General features: G+C 70.7%; 11 protein-coding genes and 1 other RNA gene. 1 reads left to right on the plus strand and 11 read right to left on the minus strand.

Going from position 1 to position 18,680, the window contains the following annotated elements; translation table 11 throughout:
- Positions 1-56: 56 nt before the first annotated feature.
- From ACEI37_RS20880 to ACEI37_RS20920, 9 genes are all read right to left on the minus strand, one after another.
- Complete coding sequence (locus ACEI37_RS20880; protein ID WP_111517699.1) at positions 57-1,100, minus strand: ABC transporter substrate-binding protein; 1,044 nt, start codon at positions 1,098-1,100, stop codon at positions 57-59.
- A gap of 181 nt (positions 1,101-1,281) precedes the next feature.
- On the minus strand, positions 1,282-2,298 hold the full coding sequence (locus tag ACEI37_RS20885; RefSeq protein WP_373378000.1) for a Bug family tripartite tricarboxylate transporter substrate binding protein: 1,017 nt from the start codon (positions 2,296-2,298) through the stop codon (positions 1,282-1,284).
- Positions 2,299-2,349: 51 nt separating this feature from the next.
- Complete coding sequence (locus ACEI37_RS20890; RefSeq protein WP_373378001.1) at positions 2,350-3,321, minus strand: hydroxymethylglutaryl-CoA lyase; 972 nt, start codon at positions 3,319-3,321, stop codon at positions 2,350-2,352.
- The gene (locus ACEI37_RS20895; protein WP_012353185.1) at positions 3,318-4,514 is read right to left on the minus strand and encodes a CaiB/BaiF CoA-transferase family protein; all 1,197 of its coding nucleotides are present in this window, start codon (positions 4,512-4,514) and stop codon (positions 3,318-3,320) included. Before ACEI37_RS20895 ends, ACEI37_RS20890 begins: the two co-directional genes overlap by 4 nt.
- Positions 4,515-4,691: 177 nt before the next feature.
- Positions 4,692-5,597: a LysR substrate-binding domain-containing protein gene (locus tag ACEI37_RS20900; protein WP_012353186.1), complete on the minus strand. Its 906-nt coding sequence runs from the start codon at positions 5,595-5,597 to the stop codon at positions 4,692-4,694.
- 76 nt (positions 5,598-5,673) lie between these two features.
- On the minus strand, positions 5,674-6,288 hold the full coding sequence (recR, locus tag ACEI37_RS20905; protein WP_373378002.1) for a recombination mediator RecR: 615 nt from the start codon (positions 6,286-6,288) through the stop codon (positions 5,674-5,676).
- Between the two features lie 7 nt (positions 6,289-6,295).
- Positions 6,296-6,628: a YbaB/EbfC family nucleoid-associated protein gene (locus ACEI37_RS20910; RefSeq protein WP_062800650.1), complete on the minus strand. Its 333-nt coding sequence runs from the start codon at positions 6,626-6,628 to the stop codon at positions 6,296-6,298.
- Positions 6,629-6,696: 68 nt separating this feature from the next.
- Complete coding sequence (locus ACEI37_RS20915; protein WP_373378003.1) at positions 6,697-9,027, minus strand: DNA polymerase III subunit gamma/tau; 2,331 nt, start codon at positions 9,025-9,027, stop codon at positions 6,697-6,699.
- Between the two features lie 120 nt (positions 9,028-9,147).
- Positions 9,148-11,631, minus strand: a complete 2,484-nt coding sequence (locus tag ACEI37_RS20920) for an adenosylcobalamin-dependent ribonucleoside-diphosphate reductase (protein ID WP_373378004.1) — start codon at positions 11,629-11,631, stop codon at positions 9,148-9,150.
- 167 nt (positions 11,632-11,798) lie between these two features.
- Here ACEI37_RS20920 and ffs point away from each other — a divergent pair.
- Positions 11,799-11,897, plus strand: an RNA gene (ffs, locus tag ACEI37_RS20925) — signal recognition particle sRNA small type.
- A 183-nt stretch (positions 11,898-12,080) separates the two neighbouring features.
- Here ffs and ACEI37_RS20930 read toward each other — a convergent pair.
- The gene (locus tag ACEI37_RS20930; protein ID WP_373378005.1) at positions 12,081-15,686 is read right to left on the minus strand and encodes a UvrD-helicase domain-containing protein; all 3,606 of its coding nucleotides are present in this window, start codon (positions 15,684-15,686) and stop codon (positions 12,081-12,083) included.
- Positions 15,683-18,556 carry a PD-(D/E)XK nuclease family protein gene (locus tag ACEI37_RS20935; RefSeq protein WP_373378006.1) on the minus strand — a complete coding sequence of 958 codons (2,874 nt, stop codon included), beginning with the start codon at positions 18,554-18,556 and terminating at the stop codon, positions 15,683-15,685. The genes ACEI37_RS20930 and ACEI37_RS20935 overlap by 4 nt, the downstream gene beginning before the upstream one ends.
- Between the last annotated feature and the right edge of the window lie 124 nt (positions 18,557-18,680).

Genomic DNA, 18,680 nt, shown 5'->3' on the forward strand with positions numbered 1-18,680 from the left:
CCGCAAAGCAAAGGCCCGCTGCGGGCAGCGGGCCGATGGCGTCGACGGCAGGAAAATTACTTGTACTTGGCGTTGGCCTTCTGCACGAACGCGTTGGTATAGGTTTCTTCCAGCTTGATCGACTTGCCCTTCAGTTCGGCGTCGAACTGGCCCAGCGCGTTGAGCGCGGTGCGCGGGCCGTCGGCCGGCATGGTGCCGTCCGGCGAGATCGCTTCCTTGACCTTGTCCCACGCGGCCAGGTACAGCGCGCGGTCGCCCAGCAGGTAGCTTTCCGGCACGGTCTTGACGATGTCGGACGGGCCCGCCTTCTGCAGCCACTTGAGCGCGCGCACCATGGCGTTGGTGAGCGCCTGCGTGGTGTTCGGGTTCTGCTGGATGAAGGCCTGCGATGCATACAGGCAGCCCGACGGCATGTTGCCGCCGAACACCGCCTGGGTATCCTTGAGCGTGCGGGTGTCCGAGGCGATGCGCACTTCGTTCTTCTGCGTCAGCATCGACACCACCGGGTCGAGGTTGGCCATGGCATCGATCTGGCCCGAACGCATCGCCGCCACCGCGCCGGCGCTGGCACCGACGCCGATAAACGACACGTCCGACGGCTTCAGGCCATGCTTGGCCAGTACGAAGTTGGCCATCATGTTGGTCGACGAGCCCGGCGCGGTCACGCCGATCTTCTTGCCCTTCAGGTCGGCGACCGACTTGAAGTTGGGCATGGTCTTGTTCGACACCACCAGCACGATCTGCGGGGCGCGGCCCTGCAGCACGAATTCCTGGTAGCGCTGGCCCTTGGCCTGCAGGTTGATGGTGTGCTCGTAGGCCCCCGAGACCACGTCGGCGCTGCCGCCCACCACCGCCTGCAGCGCCTTGGCGCCGCCGGCGAAGTCGACGATCTCGACGTCCAGGCCTTCTTCCTTGAAGTAGCCGAGGCGCTCGGCGATGGTCAGCGGCAGGTAGTAGAACAGGTTCTTGCCACCCACCGCGATGGTGACCTTGGTCTTCTCGGGCTTGCCCTGGGCCAGGGCATGGCCGAAGGTGAACCAGCCGGCCAGGAACAGCGCCAGCGCGATCAGGAATTGCTTCCAGAATTTCTTGTTATACATGCGAGATCTCCTACCCGTGTGGACTGGCGCCGCGGCAGATGCGATGGCAAGGGGGGCGCGCCGCGGTGCGGCAAGTTGCGATGCTACCGGACGGTGCGGCGCACCGCATCGGTATCTACACCTAGCAAGCCGGCCAGCTTAGCGCCCTTACCTTTCGATCACCTTGCCACGGCCACCGGCGTCATTCGGCGTGGATGTCGGCGGACTTGATCACCTTGGCCCAGCGCGCGAGCTCGGACTTCTGGTATTGCGCCAGCTGCTGCGGGTTCATGTATTTGGCCTCGGCGCCCAGTTCCTCGGCCTTCTTGCGGAAGGCCTCGGTGCGCATGATCTTGTCGATCTCGCCGGTCAGCTTGTCGACCACCGGCTTGGGCGTGCCCGCCGGCGCGTACATCGCAAACCACGACGACACGTCCAGGTCCGGGTAGCCGGCCTCGGGCGCCGACGGCACGTCCTTCAGGCTGGGCAGGCGGGTCTTGCTGGTCACCACCAGCGGGCGCAGCTTGCCGGCGGCGATATGGCCCATCAGCGGCGGCGGCGTGGTGATGGTCAGGTCGACCGAGCCGCCCAGCAGATCGGTCATGGCCGGGCCGGTGCCCTTGTACGGCACGTGGGTGATCTTGGTGCCGGCCATCTGGTTCAGCAGCTCGGTTGACACGTGCTGCAGCGAGCCGTTGCCCGACGAGGCGTAGTTGAGCTTGTCCGGGTTGGCCTTGGCGTAGGTCACCAGTTCCTTCAGCGACTTGACCGGCAGGCTCGGGCGCACCACCAGCACCTGCGGCGCCGACAGGATATTGGCCACCGGCGCAAAGTCCTTGACCGGATCCCACGACAGGTTCTTCACCAGCAGCGGCGTGATCACGTGGAAGCCCGAGTACTGCAGCATCAGCGTGTAGCCATCGGGCTTGGCGCGCGCGACCAGGTTCGCGGCGATGCCGCCGTTGCCGCCGGGACGGTTGTCGACCACCACCGGCTGGCCGAGCGCCTTGGACAGCGGCTCGGCAATCATCCGTGCGGCGAGGTCGGTGGTGCCGCCGGCCGCGGCCGATACCACCAGCGTTACCGGCCGGGCGGGATAGCTGCCGTCCTGTGCCAGTGCGGCGGGGGCGAACCACGCCGCGCCAATTGCCGCCAGCGTCGAGACAATCGCCTTGCGCCGTGCGGACATGGCTGGCTGGTGTTGAGGGGCTTGCTTCATGAGGGTCTCCGTCTGGTCTTGTGGATACGTTGTTGTGGTGCGCGTGCAGGGCTACGCCTGCCCGGCAAAATGCTCGGCCAGCCAGGCCGGCGGCTGGTGCGTGCGCAGGCGCGGCCCTGCGCTCAGCAGCTGGCTATTGAGGTCGCGCCCGACCAGTTCCGGCATGCCGGCGACCACGTCGAGCAGCGCGCCCAGGTCGACGCCGGTCTGCACGCCCATGCAATCGAACATGTGGACCAGGTCTTCGGTGCTGACGTTGCCGCTGGCACCAGGCGCGTAGGGGCACCCGCCCAGGCCGCCGGCGGCCGCGTCGAAGCGCGTCACGCCGGTCTGCCAGGCCGCTGCGGCATTGGCCAGGCCCATGCCGCGGGTGTTGTGCAGGTGGATGGTCAGGCCGGTGGCGGGCAGCGCGGCCTGGAAGGCCTGGCACAGCGCCGCGACCTGGTTCGGATAGGCCATGCCGGTGGTGTCGCACAGCGTGATGCCGGCCGCGCCCGCGTCGGCGAAGGCGCTGGCCAGCGCCATCACCTCGGCGACATCGACCTCGCCCTCGAACGGGCAGCCGAATACCGTCGACAGCGACACGTTGACCGGCACGCCGGCCGCGCCCGCCTCGGCAATCATCGCCAGCAGCTGTTGCCGCGACTGCGCGCGCGTCATGCGCAGGTTGGCGCGGTTGTGGGTTTCGCTGGCCGACATCACCAGGTTGACCTCGTCGGGCCGGCACGACAGCGCGCGCTCGAGCCCGCGCAGGTTGGGCACCAGCGCGGTGTAGCGCACGCCCGGCTGGCGCCGCATGCGGTGCATCAGCGCCTCGGCATCGGCCAGCGCGGGAATGGCGCGGGCCGAGGTGAACGAGGTGGCCTCGATGCGCGTGAAGCCGCAGGCCGAGAGCGCATCGACGAAGGCGACCTTGGCATCGGTCGGCACCACCACCGGCTCGATCTGCAGGCCGTCGCGCGGCGCGACTTCGTTGATCTCGACGCGGGCCGGGCCGCGCAACGGGTTGGCGGCGGCGCTCATGCGATCACCTTGCGCGCGCGCAGGTCGGCGATGGCGGCGTCGTCGAAGCCAGCCTGCTTCAGCACCGCATCGGTATGCTCGCCCAGCGCCGGCGCGCGGTCATGGATGGCGCCGGGGCTGGCCGACAGCTTGGGCACCACGCCCGGCACCTCCACGGTCAGGCCGCCGGCCGAAGTCACCGACTCGATCACGCCGCGGGCGCGGTAGTGCGGGTCTTCGGCGATGTCCTTGACGGTATAGATGCGGCCCGACGGCACCTGCGCGTCGCGCAGCACCGCCAGCGCCGACTCCACCGTCTGCGTACGGGTCCAGTCAGCGATCGCGGCATCGATCTCGTCGACGCGCGCGACGCGGCCGTCGTTGCGCTCCAGCGCGGGATCGTCGGCCAGGTCGGCGCGGCCGATGGCGAGCATCATGCGCTTGAAGATGGCATCGCCATTGGCCGCCACCAGCACGTATTCGCCGCTGGCGCACGGATAGGCATTGGACGGCGCGATCCCCGGCAGCGCGCCGCCGGCGGGCTGGCGCACCGCGCCGAAGGCCGAGTATTCCGGCAGCAGGCTTTCGCTCAGGTTGAACAGCGACTCGTACAGCGCCACGTCGATCACCTGCCCCTCGCCGCCGCGCGCATCGCGCTGGTACAGCGCCAGCAGCACGCCCATGGCGCCGTGCAGGCCGGCGATGGTGTCGCCCAGCGACAGGCCGGCGCGGACCGGCGCGCGGCCGGGCTCGCCGGTCAGGTGGCGCAGGCCGGCCATGGCCTCGGCCACCGCGGCAAAGCCGGGCTCGTCCTTCTTCGGGCCGGTCTGGCCGTAGCCCGACACACGCAGCATGATCAGGCGCGGGTTGTCGGCATGCAGCACGTCCCAGCCCAGGCCCCACTTCTCCATGGTGCCGGGGCGGAAATTCTCGATCAGCACATCGGCCTCGGCGGCCAGCTTGCGCACCAGCGCCTGACCTTCCGGCTGGCGCAGGTCGATGCAGACCGACTCCTTGTTGCGCGACTGCGCCTCCCACCACACTGAGGTGCCCTCATGCAGCATGCGCCATTTGCGCAGCGGGTCGCCCTGCCCGGGCGGCTCGACCTTGATGATGTGGGCGCCAAAGTCGGCCAGGGTCTTGGCAGCAAAGGGGCCGGCGATAAGTTGTCCGAGTTCGAGGACGCGAATGCCCTCAAGGATCTGTTGCGCCATGGGTGTCTCCGTGCGATGCGGCAGTCTTGTTGCAGTGCGGCAGCGCCATTGACTGGCATGCCATACATTGCGTTCGGACGGAGTTTGCCCCAGCGCGGGGCCGGCCAGGAATCGGCAATCGGAGAAGCGGGCTTTCTCGGAACGCGAAAGGCTGTATGGAGCCTCCGCACGGACGAGCTAGAACGGCGCCCGGTCCCCGCACAGGTGGGTGATCAGCAGCCGCGCCGAGACCGTCAGGCCGGCCGGGTCGCGCAGCCCGATCAGCAGCGAGCGGCGCGCCCAGGCGTCCTGCAGCGTCACCAGCGACAGCCCCATCGACTTGACGTGTGGCTCGGCCGCGATGCGCGGCAGCACGCCCACGCCCAGCCCGGCCATCACCATGCGGCACATGGCGTCGAAGCTGCGCACCTGGATCCGCAGCCGGAACGGCCGGTCCAGCCGGCTGCTTTCCTCCAGCAGGCGCGCCGCCAGCGAGGTTTCCTGCGGCAGGCTGACGAAATCGAATTCGAGCGTGTCGGCGTAGTGCACCGGGCCGCGCGCGGCCAGCGGATGGTTGGGCGGGGTAATGATGACCAGTTCGTCCTGGCGGTATTCGACCGTCATCAGCCCGGCGGCCGGAGTGCGATCGGCGAAGATGCCGACGTCGGCACGGTTCTCGACCAGCGCGGCAACGATGTCGCGGGAGTTCTGCTCTTCCAGCTCGATGCGGATGGTCGGATGGCGCTGCATGAACGAGGCCAGGTCATCGGGCAGGAACTGCGTGATCGCCGAGGTGTTGGCACACACCCGCACCTGGCCGCGCACGCCGGAGGCATAGTCCGACATCACGCCGGCCATGCGCTCGACGTCCTGCAGGATGGTCAGTGCATGGTGGAAGCAGGCCTGGCCGGCCTCGGTCAGCTGCACGCCGGCGGCATGGCGAAAGAACAGCGGCGCGCCCACCGCGGTCTCGAGGTCCGAGATGCGCTTGCTCGCCGCCGCCACCGCCAGGTGCGACTGGCGCGCGCCGGCCGAGATGCTGCCCTGCCGGGCCACGGCAACGAACAAGCCGAGCGTGACGAGATCGAAGCGGGCCAGATTCATGGGAGCGGACGGGAAATGAAAGCGGGCGCGCCGGTGGCAGTGCCTGTGACAGGCATGCCGGCCGGCGCGACGGCGCTCAGAGGTTGCGGCGGTCCATCACCGCGCGGGCAATGGTGCTGGCATCGACATACTCCAGCTCGCCGCCCACCGGCACGCCGCGCGCCAGGCGCGATACCTTGAGGCCGCGCGCCTTGAGCATCTCGCCGATGTAGTGCGCGGTGGCCTCGCCTTCGCTGGTGAAATTGGTGGCGACGATGACCTCGCCGACCGGGCCGCCCAGCTCGGGCTCGGTGGCGCGCGCCAGCAGCCGGTCCAGGTGGATCTCGCGCGGGCCGATGCCATCCAGCGGCGAGAGCCGGCCCATCAGCACGAAATACTTGCCGCGGTAAGTCAGGGTCTGCTCGATCATGACCTGGTCGGCCGGCGTTTCCACCACGCACAGCACCGAGGCGTCGCGGCGGTCGTCCAGGCAGGTCTCGCAGATCTCCTGCTCGGTGAAGGTGTTGCAGCGCTGGCAGTGCCGGATATGGTCCGCCGCGCCGCGCAGCGCATCGCCGAGCTTGCGCGCGCCCTCGCGGTCGTGCTGCAGCAGGTGGTAGGCCATGCGCTGGGCGGACTTGGGCCCGACGCCGGGCAGCACCCGCAGCGCCTCGACCAGCGCCTGCAGCGAAGTCGGCGACGACGCTTTCACAATGGCCTTAGAACGGCAGCTTGAAGCCCGGGGGCAGCGGCAGGCCCGAGGTCATCGATCCCATCTTTTCCTGCGTGGTGGCCTCGGCCTTGCGCACGGCGTCGTTGAAAGCCGCGGCGACCAGGTCTTCCAGCAGGTCCTTGTCCTCGCCCTCGGCCAGCAGGCTGGGGTCGATGGTGACGCGCTTGACGTCGTTCTTGCAGGTCATGACCACCTTGACGAGACCGGCGCCGGACTGGCCCTCGACCTCGATCAGGGCCAGCTGCTCCTGCATCTTCTTCATGTTTTCCTGCATCTGCTGGGCCTGCTTCATCAGCCCGGCGAGTTGACCTTTCATCATGATGGAATGCTCCTGGATTCGGTAAGAGTTCGGTGACGGAAATTCGGTAACGCCAGCCCGGCCGCCGGTCAGGCGGCGCGCGGCTGGATCGAGCCTGGCACGATCTGGCCGCCGAAGTCGCGCAGCAGCCCCTGCACGAAGGGATCGGCCTCGATCGCGGCCTCGGCCTGGCGCTGGCGCTCGGCACGGGCCTCGGCGTCGGCTGCGGCGGCGGTGACCGTGACCCCGCCGACTTCGCAGACCACGCGCACCGGCTCGCCGAAGTGGTCGCCCAGCGCCTGCTGCAGCCGCTCGGCGACGCCGTTCTCGCCCAGTGCCGCGACCGGGATGCGCAGGTGGAACGTGCGCCCCACCACCTGCGTCAGTTCGCTCTGGTACGCCAGCTGCTGCGCCAGGCCCTTCAGCGGCAGGCCGGCGGCCAGCACCGGCCAGTCGCCGGTGAAGACCGGCGGGGTGCCGTCCTCGCCCGCGGCGGGCGGGCGCGGCGCGACGAATTTGGCGGACTCCGCCGGCACCGACGGCACGGCAGCGGCCTCGCGCGCCGGCTCGGCCTCGCGAGCCGGGACCGACGCCGGGCGGGCGGCACTGTGGCGCGGTGCCGCGGCGCGCGCTGCGGGTTCGCTGAAACCGTAGTCGTTGTAGCCCGGATCGCTGTCATAGGGCCCGAGCACGGGCAGGTCGGGTGGCAGTTCTTCCCACGGCGGCACATCGCTGCCCCCGGCGACTTCCCATGGCGGCACGGATTCTGGTTGCGGTTTGGCGGCCACAGGGCGTGCCGCGGGCGCTGCCGCCGGTGCGGGTGGCTGCGGCGCCGCCGGCCGCGAAACAGCAGCCGGTGCCGGTGCCGCAGCGGGACGGCTCGCGGCTACGGCCGCGGGGGCGCGCAACGGTTGTGCCGGCGGCCGCTGCGCGGCGGCCGGCGCGGCGGGCATGGCCGGTGCGGGCGCCTTGCGGGCGCCGCCGCGGGCAGCGGAAGCCTGGCGCACGGCGGCCAGCGCCGCGGCCGCAGGCGACATGGCCCCGCCTGCCGCACGCGCCGGCGCGGGCTCGACGACGGCAGGCGCGGCTGGCGCAGCGGCAGGCTCGGCCACGGGTGCGGCTGGCGCAGCCATGGGCGGCACTGGGGTGGATTCGACAATGGATGCAGTGGGTGCAGCGGGTGCCGCGGAGGCAGCCGGTGCAGCGGCGGCAGTCGCCGCCTGGCGTGTCTCGGCCGGTCGCGGCGCCGTCGGCATGCCGGCATTGCGCGGTCGTGCGGGCGCTGCGCCGCCGCCCTGCCCGGCCGTGGCGGCCGGTTCGGACGACGGCCGGAATGCCAGCATGCGCAGCAGCGTCATGGTGAAGCCGGCGTATTCGTCCGGGGCCAGCGCCAGTTCGCTGCGGCCCAGGTTGGCGATCTGGTAGAACAGCTGCACTTCCTGCGCGTCGAACACGCCGGCCAGGCGCCGCACCTCGTCGGCTTCGGGCCATTCGTCCTGCACCGACGCCGGCACGGCCTGCGCCAGCGCCACCTTGTGCAGCAGCGAACCCAGGTCTTGCAGCGCGCCGGCGAACGACAGGCTGCGGTCGGCCATGGCATCGGCGATCGCCAGCATGGCGGCGCCGTCCTCGGCGGCCAGCGCGTCGAGCAGCTGCACCAGGTAACCCTGGTCGATCGCGCCCAGCATGCCACGCACGGCTTCCTCGGACACCTGCCCCGCGCTGTAGGCGATGGCCTGGTCGGTCAGCGACAGCGCGTCGCGCATCGAGCCATGCGCGGCCTGGGCCAGCAGCCGCAGCGCGTTGCCGTCGTGGGCGATGCCTTCCTGCGCCAGGATATGGTCCAGGTGCGAGACGATATGTCCCGGCGGCATCTGCTTCAGGTTGAACTGCAGGCAGCGCGACAGTACCGTGACCGGGATCTTCTGCGGGTCGGTGGTGGCGAGGATGAACTTGACGTGCCCGGGCGGCTCCTCCAGCGTCTTCAGCATGGCGTTGAAGGCGTGGTTGGTCAGCATGTGCACTTCGTCGATCATGTAGACCTTGAAGCGCCCGGCAGAGGGTGCATAGACGGCCTTGTCGAGCAGCTGCGCCATCTCGTCGACACCGCGGTTGGACGCGGCGTCCATCTCGATGTAGTCGACGAAGCGGCCGCTGTCGATTTCCTGGCAGGCCTTGCACTGCCCGCACGGCTCGGCGGTGATGCCGCCGCTGCCGTCAGGGCCGGTGCAGTTCAGCGCCTTGGCCAGGATCCGCGACAGCGTGGTCTTGCCGACCCCGCGCGTGCCGGTGAACAGGTAGGCGTGGTGCAGCCGCTGTTGTTCCAGCGCGTGCGTGAGCGCGCGGACCACGTGCTCCTGGCCGACCAGCGTGGTGAAATCCCTGGGGCGCCATTTGCGCGCTAGAACTTGATAACTCATGGCGGCGATTGTAGCAAAAGGCGGCCCCCGACCGGCCGCCGCGGCGCGGGCCCGTCAGTCTTTACCGGGCCCCGGCGCCAGCGGCCGGTGCCGGCGCCCGCCAGCCGCCAGCGGCGGGGCTCAGCCGCACTCGCCGACGTAGCCGCAATTGGCGCATTTGGCGCAGCCGTCGACCTTGTGCAAGGCGTGCGCGCCACACTCCGGGCAAGGCTTGCCGGTGCCGACGCCGGGCATACCCGGCGCCGCGCTGGCCAGGCTGGCAAGTCCCGTCTCGGCGCCCAGCGCCTGCCCGCCATCGCGCTGCGCCAGCCGCGCCGCCAGCGCCGCCACCGGCACCTGGCCGCCGTCGGCATCGAGGAAGCCCCGCTTGATCAGGATGCGCTGCAGCGCATAGCCCAGCGCCGCGACCTCGGAGTCATGGAAGCGCGGCACCTCGGTGCCGTCCTGGCGCACCAGCGTGCCGTAGCGCACCGTGCCCTTGTCCCACACCACGTTGCGCATGTCGGCCAGCGCCTTGGCCACCGAGCCGCCCGAGCGCGCCACCATCGACAGCAGCCGCATGGTCGAGGTGATCCATTGCTGGCCCTCGCTGCGCTGGCCCGCCGGCATGAAGAACTCCACCGGGCGCTCGATCTCCACCGGCTTGCCGTCGGCGACGCCGGCCACGCGCATGAAGTTGACGGTCAGGTAGACGGTCTTGTGGCCCTCGTAAGTCAGGTATTCGACCTTGGACGTCACGCCTTCCAGGTCGCCCACCGGCCGGCTGCCAAACGGGCGCACCAGCGGGTTGTCGTCGGCCGCGGGCGCGGCCGGCGCGGCGGGCGCGTCGACCGACAGCACCGCGCCCAGCACGGAATTCGGCCGATAGGTCGCCAGCCCCTTGAGCCCGGCCTTCCAGGCCTCGAGGTAGAGGTTGCGGAAGGCTTCGTACGGATAGTCCTCCGGCACGTTGACGGTCTTGCTGATGCTGGTGTCGATATACGGCTGCACCGCTTCCAGCATCCGCATATGGTCCAGCGCCGACATCTGCAGTGCAGTGACGAACGCGTCCGGCAACTGCGCCATGTCGGCCCCCATGTGACGGTAGAGCCGCCACGCATGGTCCGCCACCTCGAAGCTGCGATAGCTGTTGTCCGGCATGCGCTTCTTGCGGTTGTAGGTCCACGAGAAGGCCGGCTCGATGCCATTCGACGCATTGTCGGCAAAAGCCAGCGTGATGGTGCCGGTCGGCGCGATCGACAGCAGGTGCGAATTGCGCAGCCCATGGCGGCCGATGGCCTCGCGCACCGGCTCCGGCAGCCGGCTGCCGAAGCCGCTCTGCAGGTAGGCACCGGCATCGAACAGGGGAAAGGCGCCCTTCTGCGCCGCCAGTTCGGTCGATGCCAGGTAGGCCTCGTCGCGCATGCGTTCCGAGATCCGAGCCGCCAGCTGCCGCGCCGGCTCGGTGTCGTAGCGCAGGCCGAGCATCACCAGCGCGCTGCCCAGCCCGAGGAAGCCCAGACCGACGCGGCGCTTGGCGTGGGCCTCGGCCTGCTGTTCGGGCAACGGCCAGAAGGTCACATCGAGCACGTTGTCGAGCATGCGCGTGGCCACGCGCACCACCTCCGCGAAGGCATCGAAATCGAACGCGGCCTGCGGCGTGAACGGCTGGCGCACGAAGCGGGTCAGGTTGATCGAGCCCAGGCAACAGCAGCCATAGGACGGCAGCGGCTGCTCGGCGCAGGGGTTGGTGGCCTCGATGCGCTCGCAGTAATAGAGGTTGTTGTCGGCGTTGATCTGCGACAGGAACAGGATGCCCGGCTCGGCATGGTCGTAGGTGGCCTGCATGACCTGGTCCCACAGGTTGCGCGCCGGCACGCGCCGGTAGACCCACTGCCCGTCGTCGCGGCGGTACGCGCCGGCGGCGATCATGTCGGCGCCCGGCTCGGCCTCGTGCACCAGCTCGACCTCGGCATCGGCCTGCACCGCCTGCATGAAGTCGTCGGTGACGCCGATGGAGATATTGAAGTTGCTGAGCTCGCCCTTGTCCTTGGCGTGGATAAAGCTTTCGATATCGGGATGGTCGCAGCGCAGCACGCCCATCTGCGCACCGCGGCGGGCGCCGGCCGATTCCACCGTCGCGCACGAGGCGTCGAACACCTTCATGAACGATACCGGCCCCGAGGCGCGCGAATGCGTGGCGCGTACCAGCGCGCCGGCCGGACGGATCGCGGAGAAGTCATAGCCCACGCCGCCGCCGCGGCGCATGGTTTCGGCGGCCTGTGCCACCGCGGTGTAGATGCTGGGGCGGCCGTCGCGCGGCTCCGACACCGAATCGCCCACCGGCTGCACGAAGCAGTTGATCAGCGTGGCCTGGATGCCGGTGCCAGCCGCCGAATTGATGCGGCCGGCCGGCACGAAGCCGTTTTCCTGCGCCCACAGGAAGCGCGCGCTCCAGGCGTCGCGCTGGTCCTCGGGCTCGGCCTGCGCCAGCGCGCGCGCCACGCGCTGCCTGACATCAGCGATGCTGCGCTCTTCGCCCTTGGCGTATTTCTCGAGCAGGACTTCGGTGGAGATTTCCTGCGGCGCCAGCGCGCCGCGAATGATCTGGTCGTTTGCGTTCATGTATTGGCTCACCTCGTGTGCGGGTCGGTGAATGGTCGGGCCAGCGCGGCATGCATTGCCTGCGCCAGATCAACCCGGCGCCATGGCGCGGGCAATGACCCGCGCCCGCCAAGGGCATTCGATGCAAATTCTGCGCGCGCCCGCGCTCTGGGGTACAATGCCGCTCGGACGGGCCTCCTCGCATGGTGGCGCGGTCAACCTGGTCAGGTCGGGAACGAAGCAGCCACAGCCGTTTTCCGCCAGTGCCGAGGGTCAGGCTCGTCCACCTCACACTTCCCTTCCGCGCAGTACCCCTTCCCTTCCCTCCAGCCTGTTTATCGCGCGCCCGCGGCACGCAGCGCAGTCCCTGTCACTTTAGTACAGCCGGGCCACCATCGCGCGCGCCATGCGCCCCATTTTGCGCCCATTTGGAGCCATGCGCTGCCCTTGCCGGCGCGCCGCGCCGGCGCTCAGAACAGCGAGCCTTGTTGCGGAACCTGCGGCGCCAGGTGCTCGGCGGGAATCCATTCGCCTTCCGCGGTGGCCACGCCCGCCTCGATGCGCTTGCCCGGGAACATCGGCGCGATCGCCGCCGCGTAGCGGCCCAACTGCGCGCGATAGGCGGCGTGCTCCTGCGGCAGCAGGCGCAGCTTGTAGTCGATGACGACGACGCGGTCGTCGAATTCCACCAGCCGGTCGATACGCAGCAGCCGGCCACGCGCGTCGTACAGTTCGACCTCGTTGCGCGCGCTGCGCGCCTCGTCCGCGGCCAGCAGCGGCGCCAGCGCCGGCGCACGCAGCATCGCGGCCACTGCAGCGAGCGCCTCTTCCACCTGCTGCCGCCAGGCCGACCGTGATGCCGCCGTGTGCGCGCCGGTCAGCGGGAACCACCGCAATACCGTATCGAGCGCAGGCACGCCGGCAAAGGCATCGGGATAGCGCGTCAGGCGCTCCAGCAGCGCGTGCACCAGTTCGCCATGGCGGGCCGCGGCGGCGTTGAAGACGATGCCGTCGGACTCGCCCTCCTCCTCGGCGTCGTGGTCGGCAAGGGCGGCCTGCCGCGGATCATCGACAGCATCGCGGTAGCGCAGCCGGAAATCGGTGTAGCGCACCGACTCGCTCAGTCGCGCGGGCAGCAGTGCTTGCGCATCGGCCGCATCGCCGTGGGCATCGGGGTAGGCCGGCACCATTTCGCCGACGCCCGCGGCCTGCAGCCGCACATACCAGGTGCCGGCGATCTCGGCATTGCCGTCGCCGGCACCGGCGCGGCTGGCGCGGCCCTTGACGCCGCTGACCAGCAGGCCCTGCTGCGCGCGCGTCATGGCGACGTACAGCAGGTTCCAGTTTTCGCGCTCGCCCAGCGCCGCCTCGGCTTCGAACAGCGGCGCGCGCGCCAGCCCGCGCTCGCTGCGCTTGCCGTACGCGGAGAAATGGCGCGGCACCGGCGACGACGGCGGCCAGTCGACCAGGATGCCGCCGCGGTCCGCGGCCGGCTCGCTGTGGTTGGCATCGAGCAGCACCACGAACGGCGCTTCCAGTCCCTTGGCGGCATGCACGGTCAGGATATGGACCGCGTCCAGGCCGGCGTAGGCCGGATCGTCGTCGACCGGTTCGAGGTCTTCGGCGCGCTCGCCCATGCCGCCTTCGTCCGGGCTTTCGCCTTCGTCGCCGCGGCGGATTTCCTGCAGCTCGTCGATAAACTTCGGCAGGCTCGGATAGCGCCCGCCGTCGAGGTCGAGCGACAGCTTCAGGAAGGCGTCTAGGTTGGCCAGCACCTGCTCGCGGATATCCGGCGGCGCGGCCTCGGCGTAGCGCCGCCGCACTTCGCCGCCATGGAAGATCTGGTCGATCAGGTCATGCACCGGCTGGTGCGGCGCGATGCGCAACCACTGCCGCAACCGCGGCACGCCTTCGCGCAGCGCATCGGAGACCTGCGCCGGCAGGCCGCCGGCCTCGAGGCGCGCCCACCAGCCGCCCTCGCCCTCCATTTGCGCAAGGGCCAGCAAGTCGTCGTCGGTGGCGCCCACCAGCGGACTTTTCAATACGTGTGCCAGGTCCAGGTCCGACTCGGGCGTCATCAGGAAGGCCAGCAGCGCCGACAGGTCGAGCGCCTCGAGCGTGGCCAGCAGGCCGCCGCGGCGCGGGCTCAGGCACGGGATGCCGGCCTCGCGCAGGGCGCGCTCATAGTCGGCCAGATGGGTCTTGCGGCGCACCAGCAGGTGCATGTCGCTCCAGCGGGCAGGCCGCTGCGTGTTGCCTTCGTGCACCGGCACGGTATCGCGCACCAGCCGCAGCCATGCCGCCACGCGCCGCCCTTCTTCCAGCCGCAGCGAATCGCCGGCCTGCCGCCGCGGCTGCAGCAGCGTGTCGCGATGCGTGGAGACAGCTTGCGCCGGAGCGTCGTCCGCATCCTCCGCCGCGCTTTCACCGGCTTCATCGGGCTCCACCAGCGGCAGCAGCCACACCGGCCCGCCGCAGCCGCCCAGCGCCGTGGTCTGGGTCGAGTACAGCGGATAGCGCCCCTCGGCACGCGCGCTGTCGAACACGGCGTTGACCCAGTCCAGCACTTCGGCGCGGTTGCGCCGGGTGCGGTTGGTGCGCAGCACGGTGGCGCCGAAGGCGTCGCGCAGCATCTCGCCGGCGGCGCCGAAGAGCCTGGCGTCGGCGCGGCGGAAACGGTAGATCGATTGCTTGGGATCGCCCACCAGGAACACCGTCGGGCGCTCGCCCAGCCCCGCATAGCCGGCCAGCCAGCCCTGCAGGATGCGCCATTGCAGCGGGTTGGTGTCCTGGAACTCGTCGAGCAGCAGGTGGCGGTAGCGCGCATCGAGCCGCACCTGCAAGTAAGTGGCCGTCTCCTCGTCCGACATCAGCCGCGCGGCCTGCCATTCGAGGTCAGCGAAGTCCATCGCGCGCTGCTCGTCCTTGTGCTGCTGGTAGCGCGTCAGCAGCGCATCGCCGATGCGGAACAGGGCCTGGTTGATCGCCAGCACGGCGGCTTCGCAGCAGCGCGCGCTGATGTCGTCGAGCATCGCGCAGATCGCGGCATGCTCGTCCAGCAGCGCATCGACCATGCCTTCGCCGCCCGCGGCCCTGGCCAGCGCCGCGGTGCGCCGCAGCGAGCGCGGCCCGCCCGTGGTGGTGAAGAACGCCGCGCGCAGCTGCGCGAACACGCGTTCGGCGGGCTTGCCCGGCGCGGCGCCGGCCTCGCGCCAGGCGGCGATTGCCATCAGCGCCTCGGTGATGCGGCCGGCGTGGGCCTGCTCGCTTTTGCCGGCCGCGCTCAAGCGCGCCGCGAGCGCTTCGCAGGCATCGCGCCAGCCTTCGTCGGCCAGCGCCTGCAGCAGCACGTCGCCCTGCGCGTCCTCGCCCAGGCAGTCGGACAGCGCCTGCAGTGGATCGCCGCCCTCCTGCATCGCCCACCATTCGCTGCGGGCATGGAACATCGCGTCGAGCAGCGCGCGCGCCTGGAAGTCACCAACGGTATCGACCAGCGTTTCCCATGCGGCACGCAGCTCGGCGTAGGGCGGCGTGGCCAGCGCGCGCCACACGGGAGCCCAGGCCTCGCGCTTCATGCGCAGCGCATCCTCGCGCAGCGCCGCGCCCGGCACGATGCCCGACGCCAGCGGCGCGCCACGCAGCAGCGTGCCGAACCAGCCGTGGAAGGTGTCGATCGCCATGCGCCCCGGCGCAGCCAGCACCTGCGCATGCAGCCGGCGCGCGCGCGGCAGCGCCTCGCGCGCGGCTTCGGCCGACAGGCCGCGCTGCACCAGCGCGGCGATCACGTCGTCGTCGCTGTCGCGCGACAGTTGCGCCAGCACCTCGAGCAGGCGGTCGCGCATTTCTTCGGCGGCCTTGCGCGTAAAGGTGATCGCCAGGATCTCGTGCGGCGCCGCGCCGGCCAGCAGCAGGCGCACCAGGCGCGCCACCAGCAGCCAGGTCTTGCCGCTGCCGGCACACGCTTCGACCACCACCGAACGCGCCGGATCGCAGGCCGCGCGCGTGAATTCCGCTTCGGAAACCGGCGCGCCATCGCGCTGGTAAGGCTGCACCTCGTGCAGATCGTGAGGCGTCATGATGTCAGCGCCGGCACGGCGGTGGAGTCCCAGAAACCCTTGCGGCACAGGCCGCGGGCGGTGCAATACACGCACGCCGAGGCATCGCCGAAGGCCGGCAGCCTGGCGCCCTGGCGCAGCCGCATCACGTCGTCGCGCATCTGGCGTTCCAGCCAGGTGACGGCGGCTTCGAAGTCCGGCAGGCCGACTTCGCGCTGCGCCGCCGGCGCGCCCTCGCGTGCGCCTTCCAATGAGACCCAGCTGCCCGCCGCGGCATCGGCGCGCAGCAGACCGTAGAACGGCAGCTGGCAGTCTTCCTCGACCTCGGCCAGCTTGCGCTTCAGGCGCGTGGCGCTCTGGGTCTTGTAGTCGAGCACGGCGTGCGCGCCGCCAGGTCCCTGGTCGAGCCGGTCGATGCGGCCGGTCAGGCGCAGCGGCTGGCCATCGGGCATCGGCAGGTCGATGCCGGCATCGAGCTCGCCGCCGCGCCAGAACCAGCCTTCGGCCTCGCGCGCGGACTGCCACGCGACATACGACGGCAGCACCTCGCGCCAGCGCCGGTAGTAGGCAATGGCGTTGCCGTCCTCGGCCATCAGCGCGCCGAAGACGTCGTCGGAGATCTCGCCCAGGCGGGCCAGGCGCTGGTCCTCGGACAGCGTCTCGCCGCGCTCGCGCCGCGCCTGCAGGTCCTTGTGGTAGGTCAGCAGCACGCGGTGCAGGGTCTCGCCGATCTCGCGCTTCTCCAGCTCGTCGCTGACTACTTCCAGCCCGGCCAGGCCCAGCATGCGGCCGGCGAAGAACTGATAGGGGCAGCGCCGCAGCGCGTTGTACGCCTGCGCACTCCAGCGCACCGGCACCAGCGCGGGCTCGGCCGCGGGGGCCGGCATGCCGCGCACATCGGCGAAGGTTTCGTGCGCCTGCGGCGCGGCGGTGCCTTCGATGCTGACCCCGGCGCGTGCGCAGCACGCCGCCAGCCGCTCGATCCAGCCCGACACGTGGTGCGGCTCGCCGCGGCTGCCGTAGCGCTGCCAGGTCAGCACCACGTCGTCGTTGTTCAGCAGCACCTCCGCCAGGTCGCGCGCCTGCTGTGCAAAGCGTGCCTCGCGGTCTTCCAGGTCCAGCTCGCGCCGCATCTGGTTGGAGAAGAACATCAGCTCGGCGGCGCTGGATGGCAGCTGGGCATCATCGCAGCCGACGATCACCACGCCCTCGAAGCGCCGCATGCGCGCGCCGTTCAGCGGCAGGATGGTGATGCGCGCGGCCCCGCTGGCCGACGGCTCCTTGTAGGCGACCGATTCCAGCAGCGCCGACAGCATCGCGCGGAACTCGCCCTGCGACAGCGTGGCGTGGCCGCCGGTCTCGTCGCGCGGCAGCTCCTGCAGCCGCGCCAGTGCATCGAGCAGCTGGCTGCCGGCATCATCCGCGGCCAGCGCGGCCCGCATGCCGAGGCCATCGAGCATGCCGTCGAGCCGCTCCAGCCACGTCGCCAGAGGATGCTGGGCGAAACCGCGCGGCCAGCGCGCGGCTTCGTCGGCCAGCACGGCGATCAGCGCGTGGGCCGCGCGGCGTGGCGCCTGCTCGGCATCCTCGTCTTCCCCGGCGGCCTGCTGCGTGTTGGCCGGTGCGTGCGCGAACATCTGGCGCAGCCGCGCCCAGCCGCCGGTAATGCCCTCGCGCCGCACCTGGCGCTCGAGCAGCGCGATGGCCGCGCCGCGCGCGGCCATATCCGGCAGGCAGAACGGGCTTTTGAGCAAGTCCAGCAGCGCCGCGGTATCGCCATCGCGCACCAGCAGGTCGAACCAGCGCATCAGCGCGGCGGCGGCGCGGGTGGTCGAGAGCTTCCACCCGGTCTCGTCGCGCACCGGTGCGCCGGCGCGCGCAAGCAGCGCGCGCGCGCGGCGTGCCACCACGCGGTCGTGCGCGACCAGCGCCACCTGGCGCCGGCCCGCATTGAGCCATTGCACCAGCTGCGCGGCCGCGGCGGCGGCTTCATCCTCGAAGCGGGCACACCCGACCACGCGCACCGACGGGCGCTGCGGCGGCAGCGCGGGCATCGCCGGCGAGGTCGCGTGGAGCGCGGCCTCGTCGTCGCCGGCAATCCTGGCTTCCGGCCACAATGCCAGCAGCGCGTGGTACCAGCCGGCCTCGCCTTGATCCTGCCCGCTCCAGTCATAGCCCACCTGCAGCACCGGCACCAGCTCCGCGGCATCGCGCAGGAACGCGGCCTCGAGCGGCGTGGGCGGGGTCGGCGCAATCCAGACCACCGGGCCGCGCAGTTGCTGCGACAGGTCGCGCAGCGCGCGACGCTTCGCCGGCAGTGGATCGTCGGGCCCGGACAACGCCTGCCAGAACGCCAGCACGATGCGGGCCTCCTCGCCCAGGAAACGTTCCGACAGATGCGCATAGGTCCGCGCCAGCGCGCCTTGCAGCAGGCCCGCGCGATCGTCGCCGTCGACCTCGTCGTCGTCGCGGATGGCGGCGTCTTCGAGCCAGCGCGCGCTGAGCTCGTCGCAGATTGCCAGCAGCGTCTGCGACAGGCCCCATGCCGCGGTTTCGTTCTGCGCGCCGAAGGCCCGGCGCAGCCAGTCCTGCCCGCGCACCGCCTGCTGCACCGCGAGCAGGCGCGCCGCCGGGCTGCGCACCGGCGCGCCCTCGGGCGGCAGGTCGAGCAGCCAGTGGCCCAGCGTCAGCACGCGCGGCAACAGCCGCGGCCGTCCGGACGCACGCGCCGCGGCGTCCAGCGCCTGGCGCACGCCCGGAATCTGCGCGGCGGTTGGCACCACCACGTGCGCGTCCGCCTCGGGCGCGCCGCAGCGGTCGAGGAAATACCAGGCAGCGGTGGCTGCCTGCTCTAGAAAATCAGGACCGGGGCGAAAGCTTAGCGACGTCATGGACCGTCATTGGGGCGTTGGCCGCAAGGATGCGGGAACGGCGTCGGGTTGGAGCGAATCAGGAAGCAACGAATGGCAACAATGGCGCGGCGCCGCTGACCGGCACGTCCGGGCGGCGAAGGCA

The organism is Cupriavidus nantongensis (genome assembly GCF_041726985.1).
Lineage (GTDB): Bacteria > Pseudomonadota > Gammaproteobacteria > Burkholderiales > Burkholderiaceae > Cupriavidus > Cupriavidus nantongensis_A.

Excerpts from the sequence above, each read along its gene's own strand:
- ACEI37_RS20880 (WP_111517699.1), bottom strand. The coding sequence starts at position 1,100 with ATGTATAACAAGAAATTCTGGAAGCAATTCCTGATCGCGCTGGCGCTG.
- ACEI37_RS20885 (WP_373378000.1), bottom strand. The coding sequence starts at position 2,298 with ATGAAGCAAGCCCCTCAACACCAGCCAGCCATGTCCGCACGGCGCAAG.
- ACEI37_RS20890 (WP_373378001.1), bottom strand. The coding sequence starts at position 3,321 with ATGAGCGCCGCCGCCAACCCGTTGCGCGGCCCGGCCCGCGTCGAGATC.
- ACEI37_RS20895 (WP_012353185.1), bottom strand. The coding sequence starts at position 4,514 with ATGGCGCAACAGATCCTTGAGGGCATTCGCGTCCTCGAACTCGGACAA.
- ACEI37_RS20900 (WP_012353186.1), bottom strand. The coding sequence starts at position 5,597 with ATGAATCTGGCCCGCTTCGATCTCGTCACGCTCGGCTTGTTCGTTGCC.
- ACEI37_RS20910 (WP_062800650.1), bottom strand. The coding sequence starts at position 6,628 with ATGATGAAAGGTCAACTCGCCGGGCTGATGAAGCAGGCCCAGCAGATG.
- ACEI37_RS20915 (WP_373378003.1), bottom strand. The coding sequence starts at position 9,027 with ATGAGTTATCAAGTTCTAGCGCGCAAATGGCGCCCCAGGGATTTCACC.
- ACEI37_RS20920 (WP_373378004.1), bottom strand. The coding sequence starts at position 11,631 with ATGAACGCAAACGACCAGATCATTCGCGGCGCGCTGGCGCCGCAGGAA.
- ACEI37_RS20930 (WP_373378005.1), bottom strand. The coding sequence starts at position 15,686 with ATGACGCCTCACGATCTGCACGAGGTGCAGCCTTACCAGCGCGATGGC.
- ACEI37_RS20935 (WP_373378006.1), bottom strand. The coding sequence starts at position 18,556 with ATGACGTCGCTAAGCTTTCGCCCCGGTCCTGATTTTCTAGAGCAGGCA.